At 70.5% G+C, this 23,512-nt stretch carries 26 protein-coding genes; 18 read left to right on the top strand and 8 right to left on the bottom strand.

The window, feature by feature from the left end; genetic code table 11:
• The first annotated feature begins 418 nt into the window (after positions 1-418).
• Positions 419-1,252, top strand: a complete 834-nt coding sequence (locus tag LNK82_RS36655; protein WP_230571528.1) for an alpha/beta fold hydrolase — start codon at positions 419-421, stop codon at positions 1,250-1,252.
• A gap of 108 nt (positions 1,253-1,360) precedes the next feature.
• A complete protein-coding gene (locus tag LNK82_RS36650) occupies positions 1,361-1,564 on the top strand; it encodes a hypothetical protein (RefSeq protein WP_230571527.1) in 204 nt (67 codons plus the stop codon).
• Between the two features lie 136 nt (positions 1,565-1,700).
• Here LNK82_RS36650 and LNK82_RS36645 read toward each other — a convergent pair whose 3' ends face one another.
• The 4 genes from LNK82_RS36645 to LNK82_RS36630 form a co-directional block, all read right to left on the bottom strand.
• Complete coding sequence (locus tag LNK82_RS36645) at positions 1,701-1,991, bottom strand: DUF4342 domain-containing protein (protein ID WP_230571526.1); 291 nt, start codon at positions 1,989-1,991, stop codon at positions 1,701-1,703.
• A 224-nt stretch (positions 1,992-2,215) separates the two neighbouring features.
• A complete protein-coding gene (locus LNK82_RS36640; protein ID WP_230571525.1) occupies positions 2,216-2,713 on the bottom strand; it encodes a (2Fe-2S)-binding protein in 498 nt (165 codons plus the stop codon).
• Positions 2,710-3,555: an FAD binding domain-containing protein gene (locus tag LNK82_RS47970; protein ID WP_230571524.1), complete on the bottom strand. Its 846-nt coding sequence runs from the start codon at positions 3,553-3,555 to the stop codon at positions 2,710-2,712. Before LNK82_RS47970 ends, LNK82_RS36640 begins: the two co-directional genes overlap by 4 nt.
• Positions 3,552-5,906 (bottom strand): xanthine dehydrogenase family protein molybdopterin-binding subunit, encoded by a 2,355-nt coding sequence (locus tag LNK82_RS36630; RefSeq protein ID WP_230571523.1) that lies wholly within the window; start codon positions 5,904-5,906, stop codon positions 3,552-3,554. Before LNK82_RS36630 ends, LNK82_RS47970 begins: the two co-directional genes overlap by 4 nt.
• Before the next feature lie 315 nt (positions 5,907-6,221).
• On the opposite strand from LNK82_RS36630, the gene LNK82_RS36625 reads away from it, so the two are divergent.
• Both LNK82_RS36625 and LNK82_RS36620 read left to right on the top strand, forming a co-directional pair.
• Positions 6,222-6,908 (top strand): alpha/beta fold hydrolase, encoded by a 687-nt coding sequence (locus tag LNK82_RS36625; protein WP_230571522.1) that lies wholly within the window; start codon positions 6,222-6,224, stop codon positions 6,906-6,908.
• A 315-nt stretch (positions 6,909-7,223) separates the two neighbouring features.
• Positions 7,224-7,868, top strand: coding sequence for an integrase core domain-containing protein (locus tag LNK82_RS36620; RefSeq protein WP_230571521.1), 645 nt, complete (start codon positions 7,224-7,226; stop codon positions 7,866-7,868).
• Between the two features lie 180 nt (positions 7,869-8,048).
• Here the strand turns inward: LNK82_RS36620 and LNK82_RS36615 are convergent, their stop codons facing one another.
• Positions 8,049-8,594, bottom strand: coding sequence for a DUF3558 domain-containing protein (locus tag LNK82_RS36615; RefSeq protein WP_230571520.1), 546 nt, complete (start codon positions 8,592-8,594; stop codon positions 8,049-8,051).
• Positions 8,595-8,862: 268 nt separating this feature from the next.
• Positions 8,863-9,774, bottom strand: a complete 912-nt coding sequence (locus tag LNK82_RS36610; RefSeq protein WP_230571519.1) for a LysR family transcriptional regulator — start codon at positions 9,772-9,774, stop codon at positions 8,863-8,865.
• A gap of 101 nt (positions 9,775-9,875) precedes the next feature.
• On the opposite strand from LNK82_RS36610, the gene LNK82_RS36605 reads away from it, so the two are divergent.
• From LNK82_RS36605 to LNK82_RS36580, 6 genes are all read left to right on the top strand, one after another.
• A complete protein-coding gene (locus LNK82_RS36605; protein WP_230571518.1) occupies positions 9,876-10,637 on the top strand; it encodes an SDR family NAD(P)-dependent oxidoreductase in 762 nt (253 codons plus the stop codon).
• Positions 10,638-10,645: 8 nt separating this feature from the next.
• Complete coding sequence (locus tag LNK82_RS36600; RefSeq protein WP_230571517.1) at positions 10,646-11,815, top strand: MFS transporter; 1,170 nt, start codon at positions 10,646-10,648, stop codon at positions 11,813-11,815.
• Between the two features lie 61 nt (positions 11,816-11,876).
• Complete coding sequence (locus tag LNK82_RS36595; RefSeq protein WP_230571516.1) at positions 11,877-13,547, top strand: FAD-binding oxidoreductase; 1,671 nt, start codon at positions 11,877-11,879, stop codon at positions 13,545-13,547.
• Between the two features lie 99 nt (positions 13,548-13,646).
• Positions 13,647-14,816 (top strand): non-hydrolyzing UDP-N-acetylglucosamine 2-epimerase, encoded by a 1,170-nt coding sequence (gene wecB, locus LNK82_RS36590; RefSeq protein WP_230571515.1) that lies wholly within the window; start codon positions 13,647-13,649, stop codon positions 14,814-14,816.
• Positions 14,813-15,532: a hypothetical protein gene (locus tag LNK82_RS36585; protein ID WP_230571514.1), complete on the top strand. Its 720-nt coding sequence runs from the start codon at positions 14,813-14,815 to the stop codon at positions 15,530-15,532. The genes wecB and LNK82_RS36585 overlap by 4 nt, the downstream gene beginning before the upstream one ends.
• A gap of 29 nt (positions 15,533-15,561) precedes the next feature.
• Positions 15,562-16,782, top strand: coding sequence for an FG-GAP repeat domain-containing protein (locus LNK82_RS36580; RefSeq protein ID WP_230571513.1), 1,221 nt, complete (start codon positions 15,562-15,564; stop codon positions 16,780-16,782).
• Between the two features lie 820 nt (positions 16,783-17,602).
• Here LNK82_RS36580 and LNK82_RS36575 read toward each other — a convergent pair.
• Positions 17,603-17,992 (bottom strand): HPF/RaiA family ribosome-associated protein, encoded by a 390-nt coding sequence (locus tag LNK82_RS36575; protein ID WP_230571512.1) that lies wholly within the window; start codon positions 17,990-17,992, stop codon positions 17,603-17,605.
• A gap of 433 nt (positions 17,993-18,425) precedes the next feature.
• Between LNK82_RS36575 and LNK82_RS36570 the strand changes: the two genes are divergently transcribed.
• The 3 genes from LNK82_RS36570 to LNK82_RS47190 all read left to right on the top strand — a co-directional run bounded on the left by LNK82_RS36570 (position 18,426) and on the right by LNK82_RS47190 (position 19,670).
• Positions 18,426-18,698, top strand: coding sequence for a GlsB/YeaQ/YmgE family stress response membrane protein (locus LNK82_RS36570; protein WP_230571511.1), 273 nt, complete (start codon positions 18,426-18,428; stop codon positions 18,696-18,698).
• 245 nt (positions 18,699-18,943) lie between these two features.
• Positions 18,944-19,471, top strand: a complete 528-nt coding sequence (locus LNK82_RS36565) for an ATP-binding protein (protein WP_230571510.1) — start codon at positions 18,944-18,946, stop codon at positions 19,469-19,471.
• A 73-nt stretch (positions 19,472-19,544) separates the two neighbouring features.
• Positions 19,545-19,670, top strand: a complete 126-nt coding sequence (locus LNK82_RS47190; protein WP_268997677.1) for a hypothetical protein — start codon at positions 19,545-19,547, stop codon at positions 19,668-19,670.
• Between the two features lie 272 nt (positions 19,671-19,942).
• On the opposite strand, the gene LNK82_RS36560 is transcribed toward LNK82_RS47190, so the two are convergent.
• Complete coding sequence (locus LNK82_RS36560) at positions 19,943-20,677, bottom strand: SDR family NAD(P)-dependent oxidoreductase (protein ID WP_230571509.1); 735 nt, start codon at positions 20,675-20,677, stop codon at positions 19,943-19,945.
• On the opposite strand from LNK82_RS36560, the gene LNK82_RS36555 reads away from it, so the two are divergent.
• From LNK82_RS36555 to LNK82_RS36535, 5 genes are all read left to right on the top strand, one after another.
• Complete coding sequence (locus LNK82_RS36555; RefSeq protein WP_230571508.1) at positions 20,646-20,963, top strand: hypothetical protein; 318 nt, start codon at positions 20,646-20,648, stop codon at positions 20,961-20,963. The genes LNK82_RS36560 and LNK82_RS36555 overlap by 32 nt on opposite strands.
• A gap of 735 nt (positions 20,964-21,698) precedes the next feature.
• A complete protein-coding gene (locus LNK82_RS36550) occupies positions 21,699-22,022 on the top strand; it encodes a hypothetical protein (protein WP_230571507.1) in 324 nt (107 codons plus the stop codon).
• A gap of 180 nt (positions 22,023-22,202) precedes the next feature.
• Positions 22,203-22,427 carry a hypothetical protein gene (locus LNK82_RS36545; protein ID WP_230571506.1) on the top strand — a complete coding sequence of 75 codons (225 nt, stop codon included), beginning with the start codon at positions 22,203-22,205 and terminating at the stop codon, positions 22,425-22,427.
• Between the two features lie 143 nt (positions 22,428-22,570).
• Complete coding sequence (locus LNK82_RS36540) at positions 22,571-22,957, top strand: cellulose binding domain-containing protein (protein WP_230571505.1); 387 nt, start codon at positions 22,571-22,573, stop codon at positions 22,955-22,957.
• 393 nt (positions 22,958-23,350) lie between these two features.
• Complete coding sequence (locus LNK82_RS36535; protein ID WP_230571504.1) at positions 23,351-23,491, top strand: hypothetical protein; 141 nt, start codon at positions 23,351-23,353, stop codon at positions 23,489-23,491.
• Positions 23,492-23,512: the final 21 nt, after the last annotated feature.

Genomic DNA, 23,512 nt, shown 5'->3' with positions numbered 1-23,512 from the left:
TCTGGTCCCCCCCGGGGGTCTTGCGGGTGTTGGCCCGGGGGGGGGGGGGGGGCCCCCCCCCCCCCCCCCCCCCCCCGCCCACGAAGTCGTGCGGGTCAGGCCGGTGACAGGGTGAAGATCAGGCCTTGGGTCATGGTCGAGCGGACGCCCTGCACGTCCACGGTGACGACCTTCGCCCGGTGCTGTCTGTCGGGGTCAGCGACAACCTGGCTCACCGCCGTGAGCGTCCTGCTCGAACTGGTCGCGGGCTTGTCGGGCCGGTAGCGGTTGTAGTGTCCTTCGTAGGTTATGAGCTACCACCCGAGACCCAACACCAGCGATGACTCTTCGAGTGGCACAGCGCGCCCGAGGACGTGGAGTGCCGCAGTCACCCATCCCGAACGGCGGAACATTCATGCAAGACCACACGGCCGGCACCGTGGAACGAATCGCTCCAGCCAACGACGTCGAACTCTGCTACGAGGCCTTCGGCGACGAGCGGCAGCCCGTGCTGCTGCTGATCATGGGCCTGGGCTTCCAGCTCGTGCACTGGCCCGACGAGTTCTGCCGACGGCTCGCCGAGCGCGGCTTCCACGTCGTCCGCTTCGACAACCGCGACGCCGGCCGCTCGACCCACCTGCCCGGAGCCGAGTACACGTTGGCCGACATGGCCGCCGACACCGTCGGGCTCCTCGACGCGCTCGCCGTCGAGCGCGCCCACGTGGTGGGAGCGTCGATGGGCGGAATGATCGCCCAGGTCATGGCCGCGCTCCACCCCTCACGGGTGCTCAGCCTGGCATCGCTCATGTCCACCACCGGTCGCCGCGGCAAGGGACGCACCTCCGCACGCCTGCTCCGCCACCTGTTCTCCCGACCTGCCCGCACCGAGCAGCAGGCCATCGAACGGCGCGTGCGGCTGTTCGAGACCATCGGCTCCCCCGGGTTCGAGCAGGACGTAGACGAGATCAGGCGGGCGACCGCGCTCTCGTTCCGCCGCGACCCCGACCACCGCGGAGGTCGACGCCGGCAGTACCGGGCAGTGCGCGCGGCGGGCGATCGGACCGACCAGCTCGCACTGGTCACGGCTCCGACGGTCGTCATCCACGGAACGGCGGACCGCATGTGCCACCACTCCGGCGGCGAGGCGACCGCAGCGGCGATCAGCGGTGCGCGGCTCGTGCTCGTCCCCGACATGGGGCACGACCTCCCGCCCGGCACCTGGCCGACCATCATCGACGCGATCGTCGAGAACGCCCATCGCGCCCGGTCCTGACCGACGAGGCGGGGGCGCGCACCGCATCCACAGCGCCGGTCGGGACGTTATTCGTAACGCTCCTGCCTTTCACGCGATGATCACCCGGACGGCGCGGAAGGGTGAACGATGGGCTCCGGAACCGGTGACACCAGCGATCTGATCTCGGATCCGGGTCATGCGAACGTGGTGCAGGCGGGGACCATCGGAAGCGTCGTCCTCCTGCCCGAGGCCGTGCGCCCGCCGGTCGAACTGGCCGGGCGTGCCCTGCACTTGGTGGGCGGACGGCTGCCCGTGGTCCGCGAGGTCGACCTCCTCGCGCTGCGCGGTTGACCCGGAAGATCACCAGCCCTCGCAGACGTTCCAGCCACAGCATCAAGCGCGGCGCCGTCACCACCACTGACGACGGCACCAACCCACCGCGTCCCGCCCGTACCTCCTCGCTACCGCGACAACCCGCGACCGCTGACTACACCTGCTCGCTTTCGACCGTTGTCACGGACTGACTGCCAGGCTGTTGGCGGTTCTCGAGCGTGATCCCGCACTTGCCGGCCAGCGCGACACCGGTGCCGATCGCCGTGACCACCGGAGCGGCCAGCGCCGCGACCAACCCGAGAGCCACCGGCACCTCCAGCACCACGTCCTCCTTGCTGTCACGCACGACCACACGGCGGTTGATGCCCTCACGGACCAGCCCGCGAACGGCGTCGACCACAGCGTCGACGGTGACACGGGGATGCTCGGGCGTGAATTCGCTCATGACTCTCCTCGAACTGCGGATGCCTGCTGACCCCTCCAGCGTGCCCGCGGTCCGGCGCCCCGCCATCAGGGATCCCCCCGATCTCCGCCTGATTCACCCCCCAGAACCACCACTCACCGCAGGACCCGTCCGACGAGCGGTTCTGCCACAGCCGGCCCTGCGCCCGCAGGGCGTCCAGCGACCTCTCGGTCAGCCGCCCGCCAGGGCTGGGGGAAGGGTCGTGGTCAGGCTCCGGGCGGCGGCGGTGGTGTGTCGGCGTTCGACGAGTCGCCCTGGTCGCGGGCGGCGGCGATGGCGGTGACGATGTTGTGGTAGCCCGTGCAGCGGCAGAGGTTGCCGGAGATGGCGGTGCGGATCTCGGCCTCGGTGGGTGAGGGGTTGTCGCGCAGCAGTTCCGTCGCCACGGCCAGGATCCCCGGTGTGCAGAAGCCGCACTGCAGGGCGTGGTGGCGGCGGAACGACTCCTGCAGTGGGGTCAGGGACGTGGTCGCCAGGCCCTCGACCGTGGTGATCTCGCTGCCCTCCGCCTGAACCGCCAGGACGCAGCACGACCGGGCCGTCGCGCCGTCCAGCAGGACCGTGCACGAGCCGCACGCGCCGTGCTCGCAGCCGACGTGCACACCGGTGAGGCCCAGATCGTGGCGCAGGAAGTCGGCGAGCGTGCGGCGGGGTTCGCAGTCGGCGGTGCGGGTGTGGCCGTTGACCGTGACGGTGATCTTCACCCGGCCACCGCCTGCCGCAGCGCCCTGCGGGTGAGCACCGCCGTCATGTCGCGGCGGTACGTGGCAGGGGCGTGCACGTCGTCGACGGGGTCGGTCGCGGCCGCCGCCGCGTCCGCCGCCGCGGTCAGCACGTCCGGTGTGAGGGCTTGGCCCCGCAGCAGCTCTTCCGCCGCGTGAGCACGGATCGGGGTGGGCGCCGCACCGGCCACGGCGATGCGGGCCTCGGCGACGACGCGGTCGGTGAGCGTGACCGAGGTGAAGACCGCCGTGATCGCCAGGTCGTTGGGGCGGCGGCTCAGTTCGGCGATGCCGTGCCGGGCGGTCGGCGGTGGCAGTGGGACGCGGATGCCGGTGAGCAGTTCGTCGGAGGCCAACGCCGTGCGGTGCGGGCCGCGGAAGAAGTCACGGGCGGCGACCTCCCTTGTGCCACTGGGACCCTGGGCCGTGAAGACCGCGTCCAGCGCCAGGCAGACCGCGGGCAGTTCGGCCGCCGGGTCGGCGTGCGCGACGCTGCCGCCCACGGTGCCGCGGTTGCGCACGGACACGTGACCGACGTGCGTCAGGGCCTCGGCCAGCAGCGGCACGGCGCGGCGCACGACCGGGGACGTCTCGGCGGCGCGCAGCCGGGTCAGCGCCCCGAGCACGAGCGTCGAACCGTCCTGCTCGACGCCGGTCAACGGCAACCGGGACACGTCGACCACGACCTCCGGCCGTCGCGACCGCGTGTTCAGCAGCGGGATGAGGCTCTGGCCGCCCGCCAACGCGACGGCGCCCCGCGCGAGCGCGTCCACCGCCATGTCCGCGGTGGCCGCGCGGACGTAGTCGAACCTCGCCGCCTTCACCGCTCGGCTCCCGCCCGGATCGCGGCCAGCAGGTCCGGCGGTGTGATCGGCAGCGACGTGATCCGCACGCCGAACTCCGCCGTCGCGTCCTCCACGGCGTGCGCGATCGCCGCCCCGCCACCGATCACCCCGGCCTCCCCTGCTCCCTTGAAACCGCCGGGGATGTGATCGGCGGGTGTCTCCATGTGACTGATGCCGAACGGCGGCACCACGCCCGCCGTCGGCAGCAGGTACTCGGCGAACGACCGGGTCAGCGCTTCCCCCGATGTGCCGTAGGCCAACCGCTCGTACAGCGCGCCGCCGATGGCCTGCGCCGCGCCGCCCTGGAGCTGCCCCTCCACGATCATCGGATTGATCACCGTGCCGCAGTCGTGCGCGATGAGGTAGCCGAGGAGTTCCACGACGCCGGTCTCCACGTCGACGGAGGCCAGCACGGCCGTGCAGCCGAACGCCGTGGCGACGTTGACGGGGTCGTACACCTCGCGCTCGTGCAGCGTCGGTTCTTCGTCGTCGGGCAGCACGCCGTGCGGTCGCCGGTAGGCCGCGTCACCGATGGCGGCCAAGGTCACGCCGCGCCCAGGCACGCCCTTGACCGATACCACGCCTTCACTGATCTCCAGGTCGTCCGGCGAGGCCTCGAAGACGTGGGCGGCGATGCGCAGCACCTTGGCCCGCAGTCGGGTGGCGGCGTTGAGCACGGCCGCGCCACCGACCGCGGCGGCACGGCTGGCCGCGGTGCCGTACCCGGTGTACGGAGCGGAGTCGGTGTCACCGGAGACCACCGTGACGTGGTCCAGCGGCACGTCCAGCGCGTGCGCCGCGACCTGCGCCAGCGCCGTGTGGATGCCCTGACCCATCGACGTCTGTCCGGTGTGGACGGTCACGCGCCCGGTCGAGTCGATCCGCACCGCGGCCTCGTCGAACCCGGAGTGGTCCAGCCCCGACATGTTGACGATCCGCGACGGCGCGAACGCGGACACCTCGTTGTGGAAGGCGTAGCCGATGCCCATGTGCGCACCCTCGGCACGCGCACGGGCCACCCGGTCGGCCCACCCGGCACGGCGCACGGCGTCGCGGCAAAGATCCAGGCACTCGGCGTACCGACCGCTGTCGTAGACGAACACCGGGCTCTGGTACGGGAAATCGGTCACGAAGTTGCGCCGCCGCACGTCGTGCGGGTCGAGGCCGAGGCGTCGGGCCAGCGCTTCCACCATGTGCTCGTGCACGAAGTTCGCCTTGGGCAGCCCGTACCCCCGGTACGCGCCGTAGGGCGGCTTGTTCGTGACCACGCCGACGACGTTCAGCTCGACCGCCGGGATGGCGTACGGCCCGGTCATGATGGCGGCGGTCGTCCAGCACGGGCTGAGGCCGACGGTGCTGAAGTTGGCGCCGAGCACGCCGTGCACGGTGCCGCGCAGACCGGTGATCGTGCCGTCGGCCCGCGCCGCCACCTCGACGTCGATGCGCTGCTCCCGCGCGTGCACGGTGGCGACGAAGCTCTCCCTCCGGTCCTCGAGGAACTTCACCGGCCGCCCGGACACGCGGGACAGGACCGCGGCCACCACCTGGTCGCCGTAGAAGCCGGACTTGTTGCCGAAGCCGCCGCCGATGTCGGGCACGCGCACCCGCACCTTGTCCACCGCCAGGCCGAGGACCTCGGCGAACAGCTCGCGGATCAGGTGCGGGCTCTGGGTGTTGACCCACGCGTCCAGGTGCGAGGTGAACGGATCCCACGTCGCGACGACACCCCGCGTCTCCAGGGAGGCGCCCCACTGCCGGGCGAAGCGGAACGTCTCCCGCAGCACCACGTCGGCCCGCGCGAACGCCGCCTCGACGTCGCCCTGTGCTACCACGGCGCGGCCCGCCACGTTGTCCGGCCAGTCCTCGTGCAGTCGGGGCGCGTCCGGCGCCAGCGCCTGCTCCAACGTCGTGACGGCCGGCAACGGCTCGTACTCGACGTCGATCAGCTCCAGCGCGTCCTCGGCCGTGGCGCGGTCGACCGCGGCGACGGCGGCCAGACCGTGCCCGGTGTAGAGCACCTTGTCGACCGCGAGCGGATACGCGACCGTCTCGGGCCCGCCGGGCACCGGCCGCCAGATCAGCGGCTGCGGTCGCCGCACCACCGACTTCACGTCCGCGCCCGTGACGACGGCGAACACACCGGGGTGCGCGGCGGCTGCGGTCGTGTCGATGCGCACGATCCGGGCATGCGGGTGCGGGCTGCGCAGGATCGCCGCCTCCAGCACACCGGGCGGCCTCACGTCGTCGATGAACACCGCCCGCCCCGTGAGCAACCGCACGTCCTCCGCACGGCTCACGCGTGCGCCGATCACCCCACCGCCCACGGTCACCCCCTGTCGTCCACCTCGACCATGGCACTGACCGGAAGAGCGGGGAAGCACTCAGTCGGGTTACGCGTCGCGGCGGTAGAGGGATCACGCGGTTCCCGACGCGCGGTTCGGCCGCCGTGACTCTTCAGTCAGCCCTCGCTGGGGGCGGGACCTGGCAGCGTGGCGGCGCGCGAGGAAGGGCTGAGATCACTCGGCGCTCGGGCAGGCCAGGCGATCGCCCGATGAACCGGAAGCAGACCGTCCGGATTTGCCTTTAGCGTGACGTGTCGAAGCAGTGCGGTGACCTGGCACCGCACCGGAACAAGGGGATCGATCATGGATGTCCTGCTCATCGCCGGCCTGTGGCTCGACGGGTCCGCCTGGGCCGACGTCGCGTCCACACTCCGGTCGCTCGGCCACCACCCCGTGCCGCTGACCCTGCCCGGCCAGGGTGACGGATCTGCCTCCGCCACGCTCGACGACCAGGTGGCGGCCGTGCTCACCGCCGTGGACGCGACCTCCGGCAAGCCCGTGGTCGTCGGGCACTCGGCCGCCTGCACCCTGGCCTGGCTGGCCGCGGACGCGCGTCCGGACAAGATCTCCAAGGTCGTCCTCGTCGGCGGCTTCCCGGCCGCCGACGGGAAGCCCTACGCCGACTTCTTCGAACTGCGGGACGGCGTCATGCCGTTCCCCGGCTGGGCCCCGTTCGAAGGACCGGACTCGGCCGACCTCGACGAGGAAGCCAGACGCGCGTTCGCCGCCGCCGCCATCCCCGTTCCCGGCGGTGTGGCCACGGGCGTCGTGCGGCTGACCGACGAGCGGCGCTTCGAGGTCCCGGTCGTGGTCATCTGCCCCGAGTTCACCCCCGCCTCGGCCAAGGAGTGGATCAACGCGGGCGACGTGCCCGAACTCGCCGAGGTCGAGCACCTCGACTTCGTCGACCTCGACTCCGGCCACTGGCCCATGCACACCAAGCCGGCTGAACTCGCCCGGCTCCTCGCGGCGGCGGTCGACACGGCCTGACCGGTCACACCACGCTCACGACCAGGCGTCGAGCGACGACTCGACTACCTGCGCGGACCGCGGGCCCGGCTGCTCGGAAGCCGCTTCCCGCAGGCCGTCGCCTGAAAGGTCACCGACCAGCTCGGACGACCCGACACCCTCGTCGCCGAGGCCGCGCGGAAGCTGGTGACGGTCGCACCGCCGGCATGTCCGGTCAGCGCGGCCATCGCCCGAGGCTCGCCGGGGTCGGCGGGTTTCCGGACGCGGACCGTGCCGCCGGGGATCCCCTTCCCGCGAGGGCCGGCGTCGGCGCCGGGTGCGACGACAGCGGTTCTGTTGCCGTTCGGGCTGAACGTCAACTGGTCGGCGTTGCCGGAGTCCCGGTCCGGCAACGGGAGCTCAGCGACGTTCTCGGCCCGGATCTCCCCCGGGTTGCGGCAGCACGACTGGATTGCCTCCATCCACATCGGACACGTGGAGTTCGCCCTCCGCTCTCGTGATCACCTTGTCGCCGTCGGGAGAGATGTCGAAGCTCTGGACGCCACCGAATTCGGCACCCACCTGACGAGGCGACCGCCGATCGGAGACGTCGGCACCGTCGGACGCGAAGTCACCGACCGACTGCTCATCATCAACGAACACCACCTGGAGGCGGTACTGAACCGCTACGCGATTCACTACGACCACCGCCGACCACACCGAGCACTCAATTCTCGCCACGACGACCAGACCGAACGATCGCAGAGCCGGACCGCATGTCGGTACGCCGCCGACCAGTTCTCGGCGGACTGCTTAACGAGTACGAACACTCAGCCACCTGACCGCGGGTCGGACCATGTGGCCGACTCCGGGCTCGGCCTGGCCATCGTGGCCGGCATCGCCGAAGCCCACGGCGGAACCACCTTCGCCGGGAACCGGGCCGGAGGCGGAGCGACACTCGGCTTCACCACCGCCACCAGCCGCCTCCTGCCCGTTCACTGACATCACCGGAACAACACCGATCACATCGGCCCATGATTCCCGGCGGACGCTTCACGCAGGCAGGCACCACCATTCGCTGAAGTTCGCCCTCTCCGAACGAGTCTGCGCCCTCCGCGCGTGTTCACCAACTGCGTCGAGGCAGCAGCGGCCAGGACGCGTCCTCGCGCGGACTGGCTCTGTTCAAGCGTTGGGGACCCGGCTCAAGGCGGTTTCCGCGAGCGTCTGCGTGGCGGGGCACGGGTCGACGGACTTGTCGGTGAGGTGCAGGCCCACCGTGAGTACCACCTTGTCGGTCGGGGCGTCCGGACGGCGCAATCCGACCTTGAGGGTGCAGAGTCCGTCCCCGACCTGCCTGCGGGTCGGGTACCCGCCGACGACGCCTTGTTCCTCGCCGAGCCACCCTCCCGGCAGCGCGGAGGTCAGCGTCAGCGTCTCGGTGGGAGTTCCGCGGTCGTCCACCGCGTCGCCGAGCTGCCACAGGCACAACGTGCCCGGCAGTGGCCGGCCCGTTCTCGCGAAGGGCGCGCCCGTGGCGGCCGTGATCTCCTGCTCGGTGAGCAACGCGCACACGTCGGCGTCCGCCGCGATCCGATTCGGCCGGTCGGTGGCCAACTCGTCGGGACGGACCGTCTCCGCCTGCTGGGTGACCGACACCCACGGGGCCGGACCCGAGGAGGACGACAGCGTGGCGGGCGACGCGGGCGGCGACGTCGTGCACGCCGACACCCACAGCAGCGGCAGGCAAAGCAGAGCGGCCGGCAGAAAGGAGCACGACGCGGAATCCTAAGCCGGCCGCCACCACGACCCGATCGAGTTGTGCCCGCCGCGCTGGTTCGCCGACTTCCCCGTCGGCTGCGCGAGCACCGGTTGGTGACACCGGGCTGGGGCTACCGCCGGATCCAAGGCGAGCTGCTCAAGCTCGGCCACCGGGTAGCCGACTCGACCGTACGGCGTGTGCTCAATCGCCTGCGACTTCTTCCACGCCCTCAATAGCTCAAAACCTCAGGGCCGCACGCAGGTGGTTGGGAATCAAGTCCACGGTACGGACCAGTGTCGAGATGAACGCGCCGACCACCGGCTCGTCGCCGTGCCGCGTGTACACCGACATCGTCCGGCGCACCGGCGGGTCCGGGCGGAGCAGGCGGCCGTCGAAGTTCAGCGGGATGATGTTGAGCGGGATGAGGGTCGGGCCCAGGCCGGCCGCGGCCAGGATCGGCGCGGCGGCCGTCTGCTCGGCCCGCACGGCCACCCTGGGCTGGAACCCCGCCCTCGCGCACACCTCGTCCAGCAGGGCGGCCAGGCCGTTGTCCGGGGCGAAGTGCACCCAGTTGCGATGCGCCAGCAGGGCCATGTCGACGGTGGTGTCGTCCGGCCCCACGTCCGGGTCGTCGAACGGCAGCACGATCACGAACTCCTCGTCACCCAGCGGCACCACCTGACCCGGCCAGTCCACCGGGACGGGGCCGATCGCCAGGTCGGCCTGGCCCGCCAGCATGGCGTTGCGCAGGTTGTCCGCGTGCCGGTGCTCGAACAGCCGGACCTGCGTGCTGCCGTGCTGCTGCCGCCACGCGCGCAGCACGGGTGGCAGCACGCCCAGGCTGATCGAGTAGACCGTCGCCACGCCCAATTCGGCGGCCTCCAGCTCGACCGCCTGCCGCGCCGCGCGGGAACCCCTGTCGACCGCCGCCAGCGCGGCACGGGCGTGGGGCAGGAACGCTCGGCCCGCCGTGGTCAGGCGGACCGAGCGGGGTAAGCGCTCCAACACCTGGATGCCGATAGCCCGTTCGAGTGAACGGATCTGGTGGGAAAGAGCGGGCTGCGTCACGCCGAGCGTGTCCGCCGCGGCCGTGAACGAGCCTTCGTCGACGATTGCGGTGAGGCTTTCCAGCTGACGGAGAGTAAACATAAGCGCATTTTATCCCAGCGAACAGCAACTCTACTTCGAATTCCGCGCGCCGATTCGCAATAGTGGGTGGCACACCGACTACTTGGGAGGAGGGGCTTGCCGTGGACCTGGAACTGACCGGCAAGGTCTTCGTGGTGACCGGCGCCTCCGCCGGTATCGGCGAGGCCGTGGTCCGACTGCTCACCGACGAGGGCGCGACCGCCGTCGGCGTGGCCCGCAAGCCGCTGGACAGCGGCGTCGCCGCCGACCTCACCGATCCCGACGCCGCGCGATCGGTCGTGGACACCGTGCTCGAACGACACGGCCGGCTCGACGGCCTGGTGAACAACGTGGGCGGTCTCGAGTCCCGCGACGGTTTCCTCGACTTCACCGACGAGCAGTGGCTGAGGACCTTCGAGCTCAACCTGTTCTCCGCCGTGCGGATGAGCCGCGTGGCCATTCCGGCGATGCTGGACGCGGGCGGCGGCAGCATCGTGCACGTCGCCAGCGAGGCGGCCCGCTTCCCGGACAAGTCGATCGTCGACTACGCCGCGTCGAAGACCGCGATGCTGACCGTGTCCAAGGTGATCGCCGGCGAATTCGGCGACCGGGGCGTGCGCTCCAACGTGGTGTCGCCCGGCCCCACCCGCACCCGGCTGTGGGACGAGCCGGGCGGGTTCGCCGAGCAGCTGTCGACGCAGTTCGACCTGCCCGTCGAGGAGGCGGTCGAGCACTTCGTGCGCGAGGTCCGCAACCTCCCCACCGGTCGGCTCGGCAAGCCCGACGACGTCGCCCGCGTCATCGCCTTCCTGCTCTCGCCCCTGGCGGGCCAGATCACCGGCGCCGAGTGGGCCGTCGACGGCGGCGCCCTGCGCCAGGTGTGAGGTCCACCATGCCGCTCGCACTGATCGCCCTCGCCGTCGGCGCGTTCGGGATCGGCACCACCGAGTTCGTCATCGTCGGGTTGCTCCCCGAGGTGGCCACCGACCTGGGTGTGTCGATCCCCTCCGCCGGGCTGCTCGTGTCCGGGTACGCGCTGAGCGTCGTGGTGGGCGCGCCGCTGGTCACCATGGCCGGCGCGCGACTGCCCCGCAAGGCCGTGCTGATGATCCTGATGGCGGTGTTCATCGCGGGCAACGCGCTGTGCGCGGTCGCGGACGACTACGCGCTGCTGATGGTCGGCCGGGCGGTCGCGGCGCTGTGCCACGGCGCGTTCTTCGGCATCGGGTCGGTGGTGGCCGCCGAACTCGTGGCGCCGCACCGCAAGGCCAGCGCCATCGCGATGATGTTCACCGGGTTGACCGTGTCCAACGTGCTGGGGGTCCCGCTGGGCACCGCGCTGGGCCAGGAGTGGGGTTGGCGCTCGACGTTCTGGGCGGTGACCGCGCTCGGCGTGCTGGGCCTGATCGGCATCGCCGCGCTGGTGCCCGCCACCCCTCGACCGGACACCGGCCTGCGCCGCGAGCTGGCGGCGTTCGCCCGGCCCCAGGTGTGGCTGGCGCTGGCGATGACCACGTTGGGCTTCGCGGGCGTGTTCGCGTCGTTCACCTACATAGCGCCGATGATGACGGAGGTCGCCGGGTTCTCCGCCGGCGCGGTGACCTGGTTGCTGATCCTGTTCGGCGCGGGGTTGTGCGTGGGCAACGTGGTGGGCGGACGGGCAGCCGACCGGAGCGTGATGCGCAGCCTGTTCGTGATCCTCTCGCTGCTCGCGGCGGTGCTGTTCGCGTTCGTGTTCACCGCGCACAGCCAGTGGCAGGCGGCCGTCACCATCCTGCTGTTCGGCGCGGCCGGTTTCGCCACCGTGCCACCGTTGCAGATGCGGGTCATGCAGCAGGCCGAGGGCGCGCCCGCGCTGGCGTCGGCGGCGAACATCGCCTCGTTCAACCTGGGCAACGCCCTGGGCGCGTGGCTCGGCGGCGTGGCCATCGACGGCGGGTTGGGCTACACCGCGCCGAACTGGGTCGGCGGGCTGCTCGCCCTGTCGGGGCTGGCGGTGGCCGTTGCCGCACACCGGCTCGACCGGCGCAGGGCCGCCACACCGGTGCCGGCGCACATCTGACCGCACCGCACATCCGACCGCACCGAAGACGAAGTCCTCCAGAAAGGAGAGTGGAGCAGACATGCGCGAGAACGGCTTGACGCGCCGATCCGTCTTATCCGGCGCCGCCGCGCTCTTGGGAGGCGCGGCGGCAGGGAGCACGATCCCGATGGCCACCGCCGAGCCGGGGACCGCGGCGGCCGTCCCTCCCGGCCCGGTCGTGCGACCGGGCGACCCCCGCTACCCCGACCTGATGACGGGCAACAACCAGCGGTTCGTCGCCCGTCCCGAGTACGTGAAGCTGATCACCTCGACGGCCGACGCGGAGAACGCCGTGCGCGACGCCGTCCGGGCGGGCAAGCGGGTGTCCGTCCGCGGTGGCGGCCACTGCTTCTCCGACTTCGTCTGCAACCCGGAGATCGAGGTCATCCTCGACGTCTCGGCGATGACGGACGTCTACTACGACGAGCGGATGCGCGCGTTCTGCGTGCAGTCCGGGGCGCGGCTCACCAACGTGTACGAGGCGCTGTACAAGGGATGGCACGTCACGATCCCCGGCGGTGTCTGCTGGAGCGTCGGCATCGCGGGCCACGTCGCGGGCGGCGGGTACGGGCTGCTCTCCCGGGCGCAGGGCCTGACCGTCGACCACCTCTACGCGGTGGAGGTCGTGACGGTCGACGCGCGCGGCGGCGTGCGGACCGTCGTGGCGACCCGTGAAGCCGACGACCCCAACCGCGACCTCTGGTGGGGCCACACCGGCGCGGGCGGCGGCAACTTCGGCGTGATCACCCGGTACTGGTTCCGCTCCCCGGACGCGCGCGGCACGGACCCCGCGGACCAACTCGTGTCCCCGCCCTCCACCGTGCTCGTCAGCGCGGTCGAGTTCGACTGGGACGAACTGGACCAGGCGTCGTTCACCCGGCTCGTGCGGAACTTCGGCACGTGGCACGAGCGCAACGCCGACCCCGGCTCCGCGACCACCGCGGTGTCCAGCCTGTTCAACGTCAGCCACCGCGCGCACGGCAGCATGGGCATGTTCACCCAGGTCGACGCGACCGCGCCGAACGCGCGCCGGATGCTCGACGACTACCTCGCCGCCATCACCGAGGGCGTGGCGGCACGACCGCGACCGGCGAAGGCCCCGATCGGCGAACTGGGCAGGCTCCCGATCGACCTGGGCGAGCCGCGCGAACTGCCGTGGTTGCAGGCCGCCCGACTGGTGGGCACCAACAACCCCACCATCACCGACCCCACCTCGCGCGGCGTGCACAAGTCCGCTTACCTGCGCAAGGCGTTCACCGACGAGCAGTGCGCGGCGCTGTACCGCGGCATGACCGGCGAGGACTTCACCAACCCGGACACCATGCTGGTGCTGCTGTCCTTCGGCGGCCGGGTGAACGCGCCCGAGCGCGGCGCGACGGCGCACGCCCAGCGCGACTCGGCGTTCAAGATGTGCCTCCAGACGTTCTGGAACTCCGCCGAGGACGACGACTTCCACATCGCGTGGGCCCGCGAGACCTACCGCGGCATGTTCGCCGCGACCGGCGGCGTCCCGGTGCCGGGCGAGCACGCCGACGGCTGCTACATCAACTACCCGGACAACGACGTCGCCGCGCCCGAGTTCAACCGCTCCGGCGTGCCCTGGCAGGCGTTGTACTACCGGGAGAACTACTCGCGCCTCCAGCAGGTCAAGAAGCGCTGGGACCCGGCCGACCACTTCCGGCACGCGCTGTCGATCGAACCCGCGCGCTGAGCGCGGAAGTTCCCCCTTGCCCGTCGCCTCCCCGCACGGGGACGGCCCGGCACGGGCTGACCGCACGCTCCCACCACGTCGAAGAGAGGTCTTCCTGCCATGCGATCGGTAGCCGTCATCCTTGGTACCCGTCCCGAAGCGATCAAGTTCGCGCCCGTGATCCGGGCGCTGAACGCCGACCCGCGCTTCCAGCCCGTGGTCGTGTCCACCGGCCAGCACCGGCAGATGCTGGACGACACCCTGGCCGCGTTCGACCTGCGGCCCGACATCGACCTGAAGGTCATGTCCGACAAGCAGACCCTCTCCCGGGTCACCCACAAGGTCATCGAAGGACTGGAGGAGGTCTTACCCGACTTGGGCTGCGACGCCGCCATGGTGCACGGCGACACCGCGACGACCCTCGCCGGCGCGATCGGCGCGTTCCACCAGCAGATCCCCGTGGTGCACGTCGAGGCCGGCCTGCGCAGCGGCGACCTGCACTCCCCGTTCCCCGAGGAGGCCAACCGCCGGCTCGTCGCGCAGATCTCCGACCTGCACCTGGCGCCGACACCGGTGAGCGGCGCGAACCTCATCCGCGAAGGCGTGTCGCCGCACCGGATCGTGGTCACCGGCAACACGGTGATCGACGCGCTCCAGTGGGCGGGCACGGTCGCGGCGGACTACGGCGCCGACGCGCTGGCCGACCTCGACGACGACCCCCGCCGGATCGTGCTGGCGTCCGCGCACCGCCGCGAGTCGTGGCGGATGCTGCCGCAGATCGGCGCGGCGCTGCGCCGGATCGCGCGGGAGCAGGACGTGCGGGTCGTCGTGCCGCTGCACCGCAACCCCGCCGTGCGCGAGGCGCTGCTACCGGAGATCGCCGATCAGCCCGGACTCACCATCGTGGACCCGTTGCCCTACCTGAACTTCGTCAAGCTCATGCGACGCGCGGACATCATCGTGTCCGACAGCAGCGGCGCGGAGGAGGAAGGGCCGGCGTTGGGCAAGCCGACCCTGGTGCTGCGGGAGATCACCGAACGGCCCGAGGCGGTCGCGGTCGGCACCGCGCAGCTCGTCGGCCGCACCACCGAGGGCGTGGCCGACTCGGTCATCGGGCTGCTGCGCGACCCGGTGCACTACGAGCGGATGGCCGGCGCCGCCAACCCGTACGGCGACGGGCACGCGAGCGTGCGCACCGTCGCGGCCCTGGCGCACTACTTCGGCGAGGGCCCGGCCGTGCAGCCGTTCGTGCCGGGCAGCACGCCCACGGCCGACCTGGTGGCGGTATGACCACCACCACCGCGCCCCTGACCGAGAACCGCTTCGTGAGCGGCGAGTACGTGCGCGCCGCCCGCGACCTCCCCGTCGAAGGCCGGGCGATCGTGGTCAACACCGGCACGAGGCCCGCGTGGACGTCGCTCGAACCGCGCCGGCCGCTACCGGCGTTCTCCTCGACGATCCTGGTCGACACCACCGTCTCGTGGGCGGAGTCGCTGGTGGTGCTCAAGGTCGACGACGAGGCAGGCCCGACCGCGGAGATCGTCGACGAGCCGGAGTGGGTGCGGCTGGGCGACGTCGTGGGCGAGCACATCGGCCCCGGCACGCCGTTCCCAGTCGACACGCCGCTCTGGAAGGGACCGCAGGACGTGCTCGACGTGGTCGAGTTCGACCCCGGCCAGGCCCTGGGCGGCGGGCCGTCCGGGCCACGCGCGTTCGAGCTGCGGGCCAACCTGTGGTTCGCGCCCGCCGGCACCGACTGCGGCATCCACGTGCTGCACGACTTCATCGAGGTCCACACGCAGGTGGTCGGCGTGGGCCGGATGCAGAAGTTCCGCGACCAGGACCACGCCACGCTGGTCGAGGACGTGGTGATGGGCGAGGGCTACACGACTCCCGTCCCGTTCTGCGGCCGGACCGACGAGGGCGGGTTCGTCTACCCGTGGCACCAGTACCGGGCCGACACCGACTGCGTGTGGCTCGCCCTGGAGTACCACCAGTTGCCCTGAACCGACCGACGCACCAGGAGGTGATCGACGTGCACGACCGCATCATCGCACCGCACTTCGAAGGCGAGATCGTCGCCGACCAGCTGCGCGACGGCTACTGGCTCGAAGCACCCGACATCGACGGCGACGGCAGGCCCGACCTGTTCGGCTACGGCCTGCGGCTGGGCGAGGTCTACTGGTACCAGAACGCGCCGGGCTGGCCGAAGCGGCTGATGGCCGACGGGTTCCGGATGCCCGTCGGCGCGGACTGGGCCGACGTCACCGGCGACGGCACGCCGGACGCCATCGTCTGCTACGAGCTGTACGGCCCGATCGGCACCATCGTCGACCCGGACGAGGCCGGCGGCAAGATCGACTGGATCGAGCACCCCGGCGCGGCGGACAAGCACGAGGGCCGCTGGCGCAGGCACTACGTCGGTCGCGCGACCGGCATGCACCGCTTGCGCGCCGGCCACTTCACCCGCACCGACCGCCTGGAGATCGTGGGCGTGCCGATCGTGGCGAAGGCCGACGTGCACGCGGTGCTCCCGGTGGTGCTGTTCACCGAACCGGATGACGTGCGCAACGCGACCGAGTGGCCGATGACCGTCATCGACGACAGCCACTTCCGGATGATCCACGGCGCCGAGAAGAAGAAGGGCCTGATCCCCGGCTCGGACCGCGACTCGCTGCTGTTCGCCTCCGACGAGGGCGTCACGTGGCTGCGCTACGACGACGAGGCGGGCGAGTGGAGGTCGACGCTGATCGGCGAGGGTGAGCGCACCCAGTTCGCGCGCACCGGCTTCCGCGGCTCGGGCGACCTGGACGCGGGCCGCCTGGGCGACGACCCGATGGCGTACGTCGCGGCGGTCGAACCCTTCCACGGCAACACGGTCGCCGTGTACACGAAGGGCGACTCGGGCTGGAACCGGACGCTGCTCGACGTCTTCGGCGACCCCAACGAGAACGGCGAGGGGCCGGGCCACCAGGTCGTGTGCGCCGACTTCGACGGTGACGGTGACGACGAGTTCCTGGTGGCGTTGCGCGGGCCGTGGCCGTGGCAGGGCGTGATGTACTACAAGGCGATCGACGCCGCGAACGGAGTGTGGGTCAAGTGGCGGGTGGCGGACGATTCGGTGGCGCGCATCGCGACGGGCGACTTCACCGGTGACGGCACGCTCGACTTCGCCACGATCGCCTACTCGGTGCAGAACTACTACGTGGCGGACGACGCGAAGATCGTCCTGCACCACAACCGGACGCTGCGCTGACCCTCAACCCTCTCGGGCACCCCGCTCGGCTGGAACTCCGATGCTCCGGGGGGGCGCGGGGGGGCCCCACGCCGGGGGGCCGTCCCGTCGTGGCCGCCCGCGCAGCGGGCGTGCCACAGCCACCGTTCCACGAGGTGTCGGGGCCGTGTCGTGCGACGTACCAGCGCTTGGTCCTGACGTCCCACTGCGCTTTCGCGGACTTCTGGGCCGTTTCCTTCTCCGCCTACGGCAGGTTCAGGTACAACCACCAGCGACTCCGGCGGGTTCGACACGATCGCGGCCGGCAAGGCGGACTTCCCCACCCACGGGCCGACCTGCCACCACGCGTACGGACGCCATCGTCCCGCAAGCAGAAGTCAGCCGACTCCGCCAACTCGCCGTCCCGGTCCAGCAGTCGACGTTCCCGCTTCACCCTCGCTGCCGCACAATCCGCCAACCGACCCGAACGGCAATCAACCGCACCCCGTGACCTCTTCGGCTTCACGGCGGCGACGTCCCCTGCGACCTGATCGAAGTCCCCTATGGTCAGCACGTCTTCGACGCCGCGCCCGGCGCGGTCGGCACCAGGTGTGGCGTCAGGCCACCCTGCGCTGGTTCGCGGATCACGCGCCGACTGGGAGCCCGCCGGCACCACGCGGTCCCGGAACCGGCGCGGCGGCGTACGGGCTGACACCCGCCGTCTCCGTGGGGTGACTTGCGCACACAGCCGCACGGTGTGCCTTCCGACAACTCCGTCCGCGAGGAAGACCGACCTCCGTCCCGGTGATGCCGTCCGACCGGAGGTTCGGCCGATGAGGCCCACAGCCCCATGTGGCCTTGATCAGCCCTGAGGATCGTCCTCGATCGCGCCGACCCGCTGCGGGTCTTCCGGAGGGGGCATGTGTCGGATGCTGTCGCTGCCCTTGTGGTCATGGGCGCGGGTGTATCGGGAATCCAACACCCTTCCCAACTTGTGCGCCGCCCCGGCGTACGCGTCGTCCACGGTGGTCGCGTGGTGGGTGACCGCGACCGGCTGTTTGCCCCCCGGCCGCGCCTCGATGACGCACTTCTTGTCTTCCGGCTTGCCGCCCGCGTCCTCACTGAGGTGCACTTCCACCCGGGTCAACCATCCGCTGAACCGGGACAGGCTGCTCTCCAGGTCGGTGGTCACATAGGTGGCCAGTCGTTCGCCACCGTGGATGTTGTGGTCGGTGTTGACCTGGATCTGCATGAGCACCTTCCGGAGCGGGACAGCGATGGTCCTGGTCAGTACCACGAGAGCGGCCGGCTCAAACGCGGCGGCGTTCAGCGTGATTCGCCGGTGGTGGATCGCATTCGCGGGCCTCACCACACCCGGTCGGCAGGCGCTTCGGAGTCCACCGGCCGGAACACTCGAAGTCGTGGACGTATCACCGGCCGTCCGATATCCACCTCCGCATCCCCCACCAAGCCACCCCGTCGGCGTCCACGAAGCCCGCCGTTTCATCACCGCACACGCCCACGCATCCGGTACGACGTCCGGGGGATGCGCCGGTGCGGACGCCGTCGACCCACGACAGCATCACCGTGACAGGTGTGAAGTCCGCGCGATGTGGGCAACCCGGTCCCCGTAACGATCACGCCGCGTCGCAGGAGTCGGCGTGGCACGAGGACAAGGAAGCGCTGTGGGCATCCTGGGTTGGATCGTTCTGGGCCTCATCGCGGGCGCCATCGCCAAGGCCGTCATGCCCGGCAAGGACCCGGGCGGCATCATCGTCACCATGCTGCTCGGCATCGTCGGGGCGATCATCGGCGGTTTCATCGGACGTGCCGTCTTCGGCTCCGACATCGGCAGCTTCTTCGACCTGAGCACCTGGCTGCTCGCCATCCTCGGCTCGGTCGTCGTGCTCGCCGTCTACCACTTCGCCACCAGCCGGGGTCACCGCGCCCACGGCTGACACACCACCACAGCGTCGGGGCCGGCCCGCCCCCCCCCCCCGGCCCCCCCCCCGGGCCCCCCCCCCCCCCGCCCCCCCCCCCCCCCCGGCGGGGCCCCCCCCCCCCCCCCCCCGGCCCCCCCGACGCTCGTGCCCCACCACGCACGTTCGGCATCTGTCCGGTCGATGACCGGGTGCACCTGATCTTCCTAGGCTGAATGGCTTAACGGTGCATGAGCCGATCAGCTTCCGGGCAACCCGATCTCGTGACCGACGCCCATGCCGACCCTGACCACCCCCGACACCGGCCTTTCCCGGACATCGACACCACGACCGGATCGCGTGAGACGAAGCCGGTCACGCAGGACGAGCGCGGCGCCGATGGCCACGCCGAAGAGGGGCGTGTAGCCGACCAGACGGAGTTCGAGGTCTCCCTGCCGTGCGACAACCTCGCCGCCGTGCGCCGGCACATCGGTGACGCGCTACGCCCTCACGACGACGACTTCGTCCACGACGTGCAGCTGGTGGCGACGGAACTGGCCTCCAACGCCTGCGACCACGCCGACGACCCCCGGCGTCTGCTGCTGCGCCGCGAGATCCACCCCGACCGCGGACCCGAACTCGTCGTCGAGGCCCACGACGCGACCCCAGACCGCACCCCCGTCGTCGGGTCCTCCAGCATCAGCCCGCACCGCGGCAACGGCATGAAGATAGTCCAAACGATCTGCAACGACTGGGGTGTACGCCAGGGAGACGCCGGCAAGGTCGTCTGGGGCCGCATACCGATGCCCTGATCGGGACCTGTGCCGCTCGGAAGATCATCGCCGCTGGTGGAGCGGGGTGTCGCCGCGTGGGGACCATGTCCGGGTGATCGTGTCCCTGCTGTTCAAGGTGGCCCGTAGGTTGTTGTCCGTCCCGTCGGTGCTGCTGCGCGGCGAGGCGGCGAAGGACGAACCCGCGGTGGTGCGGCGAGTCCGGCCGACGGAAGGGTGATCGCTGCAGCGGTGACGGAGTCCTGGGCCGGAAATGCATGACGGTTTCATCGCCCGTCGAGAAGCTTCCTCGCAGGACAAAAGCCGGCCCGCCCCGAGTGCTGTTCCGCATCCCTGCGGGCTTCACCTTCGATGCCGGGATGTCCGGGGCCGAGCGGCGGCACGTGCGGCTGGAGGCCAGGTCGGGGCTCGGTGGCGTCCTGGCGTCCCTGTCCGTGCCGTGGTGCGACCCCCCGACACCCATCAGCCGAGGTTCTCCAGGCTGGGCGAGCGCTAGACGATGGTGTACCCGCCGTCGGCCAGCAGGAGCGCGCCCGTGACGTAACTGGACCGCGGCGAGGCGAGGAAGAGGATCACCTCGGCGATCTCCCTCGGCTCGCTCATGCGCCGCAGTGCCGTGGTGGTGACGGCGTTGTCGTGGACCGCATCCCCGAACAGGTTCATCACGGTCTCGGTCGTCACCCCGCCCGGCGCGACGGAGTTGACCCGCACGCCACTCATACCGAACTCGACGGCCCAGTTGCGGGTCAGGGACTCCAGGGCGGCTTTGGTCGCGCCGTAGGCGGCGGCGTTGTGGACCGGTGACACGGCGGCCACCGTCGAGACGTTGACGATCGCGCCCGCGCCCTTGGCGACCATGGCGGGCGCCAGCGCCGCGGTGAGGTGGAACGGAGCGAGGACGTTGACCGCGAGTAACTCCTCGAAGCCCTCGCGCGTCTGGTCGGCGGTCGACGCGAACGGGTAGATGCCCGCGTTGTTCACCAGCACGTCCACCTCGCCCGCCGCCGAGGCGAGCTCCCGAACACCCTCCGCGGTGGACAGGTCGGCCCGGACGAACCGCGCGGTCCCGCCGTCCGCCTCGATCTCGGCGACCACGTCCGCGCCGCGCGCGGCGTCCCGGCCGTGGACGATCACTCTCGCGCCCTCGCGGGCGAACAACTTCGCGGTCTCGTGGCCGATCCCGGCGGTGGCGCCGGTGACGAGCGCGACCTGGTTGCGCAGTTCCACGGGTGTACTCCCTCGCAGTTCGACAAAAGACGAAGAAACTTATGCCGCGCCAAACCCCGTTCGCAAGCTCGGCGTACCAACCTGTGCGTCGGCGCTGTTCACGGCGCAGAAACCCGATGCCTGCGACAAGCGGCCCTGCGTGCTCTACCCGAAGGCCGCCCAACTGCCCGGCGGCAGTCTGGTCGCGTCCTTCGAGGACAGCCAGACCGCGGCGGTCGGGCAGACGCCGCCGGTCTACCGCAGCGACGATTCCGGCACGACCTGGCAGAAAACCTGGCCGACGTGAAGGCGCCCGCGTGCGCGTCGGCGGACAGTCGGCACGCCAGGTACACCAGCAATTGGATGATCCCCTGTTCGTACGTGCTCCCGCACGACGTCGGGGCGCTCCGAGCGGGAACCCTGCTGCTCGCAGGCAGCGCGGCGAACTGCTCCAGGCTCGCCGCGTCCGGCACGACGCGATACACCGGCTACTCGGCCCGCCCGGGAAGCCACCGCAGTGGAACTGCTTGAACGCCACTCACGACCGACGTGCCGGACAGGGAGCCACCGCAGACCGGCGATCCGTCGTCGAGTCCTGTCCAACCCGATGACACGGGCCGCGGTCGCAGCGGAAGCACAGCAAAGCTTCTGGTAGGCGACTTCTTGATCGAAGCAAGGCCATCGCCCAAGCCCTGCGCGCCTCTCCACCCATCCACGATCGACCTGTCCAGTTCACAGCTCCGGCTCCTCAGCCAAGAACTGTCCGCGCATCGGCACAGGATCGGCGGCGGGGGGCGAAGACCCAACCCCGAACACCAAGCGGCAGTCACCCAACTCATTGCTTGCCGACGGCGGCGACTGACCGGCATCCTCAACGAGTACAGACATACGCTTGACCAGCAGCGACGACTTTCGAGCGCCACAGCATCAGGTTCAGCGGTCAGAACTTTGTCCGCGCAGATCATCCGGCCGCCCGCCCCCACCCGCGCGTATGGTCGAAGCAAGGCAAAACGGGACCGTTACGTCAAGAAGATGATCAGTGATGGGACTTTTGAACAGGGCCAAGGAGCAGAGCGCTCTCGACCAAGCCAAGCACGCGATCGAAGCGGGCAGGCACATCCTGGTGTTCAAGTTCATCGAGGCACACACCAACAGCATCGCAACCGGCGCCATGACCGGAATAAACGACCAGATGGAGGCCATCGAATCGCTCGGCTGGCGACTCGACAAGATGTCCGCCTGCGAAGGCAACGTCGTTGGTGCGCTGGGCAGGAGCGAGCGTGTCGCCATCGTATGCCTATACCGAAGGACACCAGGCCCACCCCAGCAGGGCGATGAGACGATCTCGGTCAGCAGGCCCTACTAGGCCAGTGCTGCGTCTCGGAACGTTGACCCGCTGATCGGCGTGGTGAGCTGGCGGTCCAGGCTGGTCCTCCCCTGTCGAGCGGGAGGTGGTGGATCTGACCACCGGGAAGATCCACTACCGCATCCGCCGTCGCAAGCGGCACGAGGAGCTTCAGGAGCTGCTCAGAAGCCTGCGGACACGATGGCCGGGCCAACGCCTCCACCTGGTCATGGACAACTTCTCGCCCCACCGCCACCCCGACGCTACTTCGCCCTCAACGGCACCGACCACCACAGCCACGACGAGCAGAACACCGCGATCGCCGCCTACATCCGCTGGCGCAACACCCGAGCCCGACCCAAGACCGGCTTCGCCACCGACTCACCCATCCGCACCTGGACCCATTACGCGATCAAGGTTGCGTGACGCAGCACTAGTGCGACGAACGGACGTTGCGCGCGATCGCTCGCGGCCGTTAACGTATTGACAGGCATCGCTGCCTTTCGTCATGGGGGAGAAACATGCAGCTCCGACGTATCTTATCGGTCGTCCTGCCAAGCGTGTTCGGCGTGATCGCCCTGACCGCCGAGGCTGCTGCGGCGGCGAAGGTCGGATCCTCAACGGCACGGGCAGCGGTGGAATGCCATTACCAGCACACGGGTACGGACTTCGGGTTCGGCTACACGGCCGTACTCAAGGTGACGAACACGGGCTCGGATCCGGCGAACGGCTGGTGGGTCGAGTTCGACCTGCCGCCCGGCGTTGTCATCGAGACCACCCACAGCGCCCGCTTCTCCCCCTCTCGCAGCGGCCATATCCAGGCCAACGCCCCCGCCTGGCTCCCGAACCTGGCACCAGGGGGGTCGGCCAACGTCGGGTTCAACGGGAGCAAGCCCGTCGGGACCAGCCTCGTCGTCTCCAACGTCACCCTCAACGACGTGCCCTGCACCAGCTGAGCCGCCATTGGTGGTCGTGCCCTGACCACCGGCGTCGGCAGGCCGACGGAACGCGAGGCCCTCCTGCTCCCGGTCGCGACCGCGCGCTCGACCTGACCCTGCGCGACGCGATGCTGCCGGACCTCGACGGGTTCGAGGTCGCGAGCAGCTTCCGGGTCACCTCGTACAGCAGGGACACGATCACCCTGCCATGCTCTCAAGACGGTGGTACTCGCGCTTCACCATCGACGAGGACTTTTCGATCGGTACAAGGTCGGATGGTGCGGTGACACTCGTCGAGGGTGGCGACTTCCAGTTCCGTGACCGCGATGCCTGTGAGTGTCAGAACTCCGCACTGGGATGCTGAGCTGCGACGATCGCGCACGCTGGACCTCCAGGGCACGATCGTGAGGTGTGGCGTTACGACTGCTGTACCTGATCTTCGCCCGACTCCGTGACTGGCTGGTGCTCCTCGGCCGGTCCTCCGCGGCCAAGGACATGGACACCCCTGTGGCACCTGCCGCATCCGCGCCGGCGACGCGGGCGTGGCTCTGATCGGCTCGGCCGGGTCTGCAG

Source organism: Saccharothrix luteola (assembly GCF_020859565.1).
GTDB lineage: Bacteria > Actinomycetota > Actinomycetes > Mycobacteriales > Pseudonocardiaceae > Actinosynnema > Actinosynnema luteola.
The sequence above is the reverse complement of the archived record's forward strand: the minus strand, read 5'-3'. Positions and strand labels throughout refer to the sequence as shown.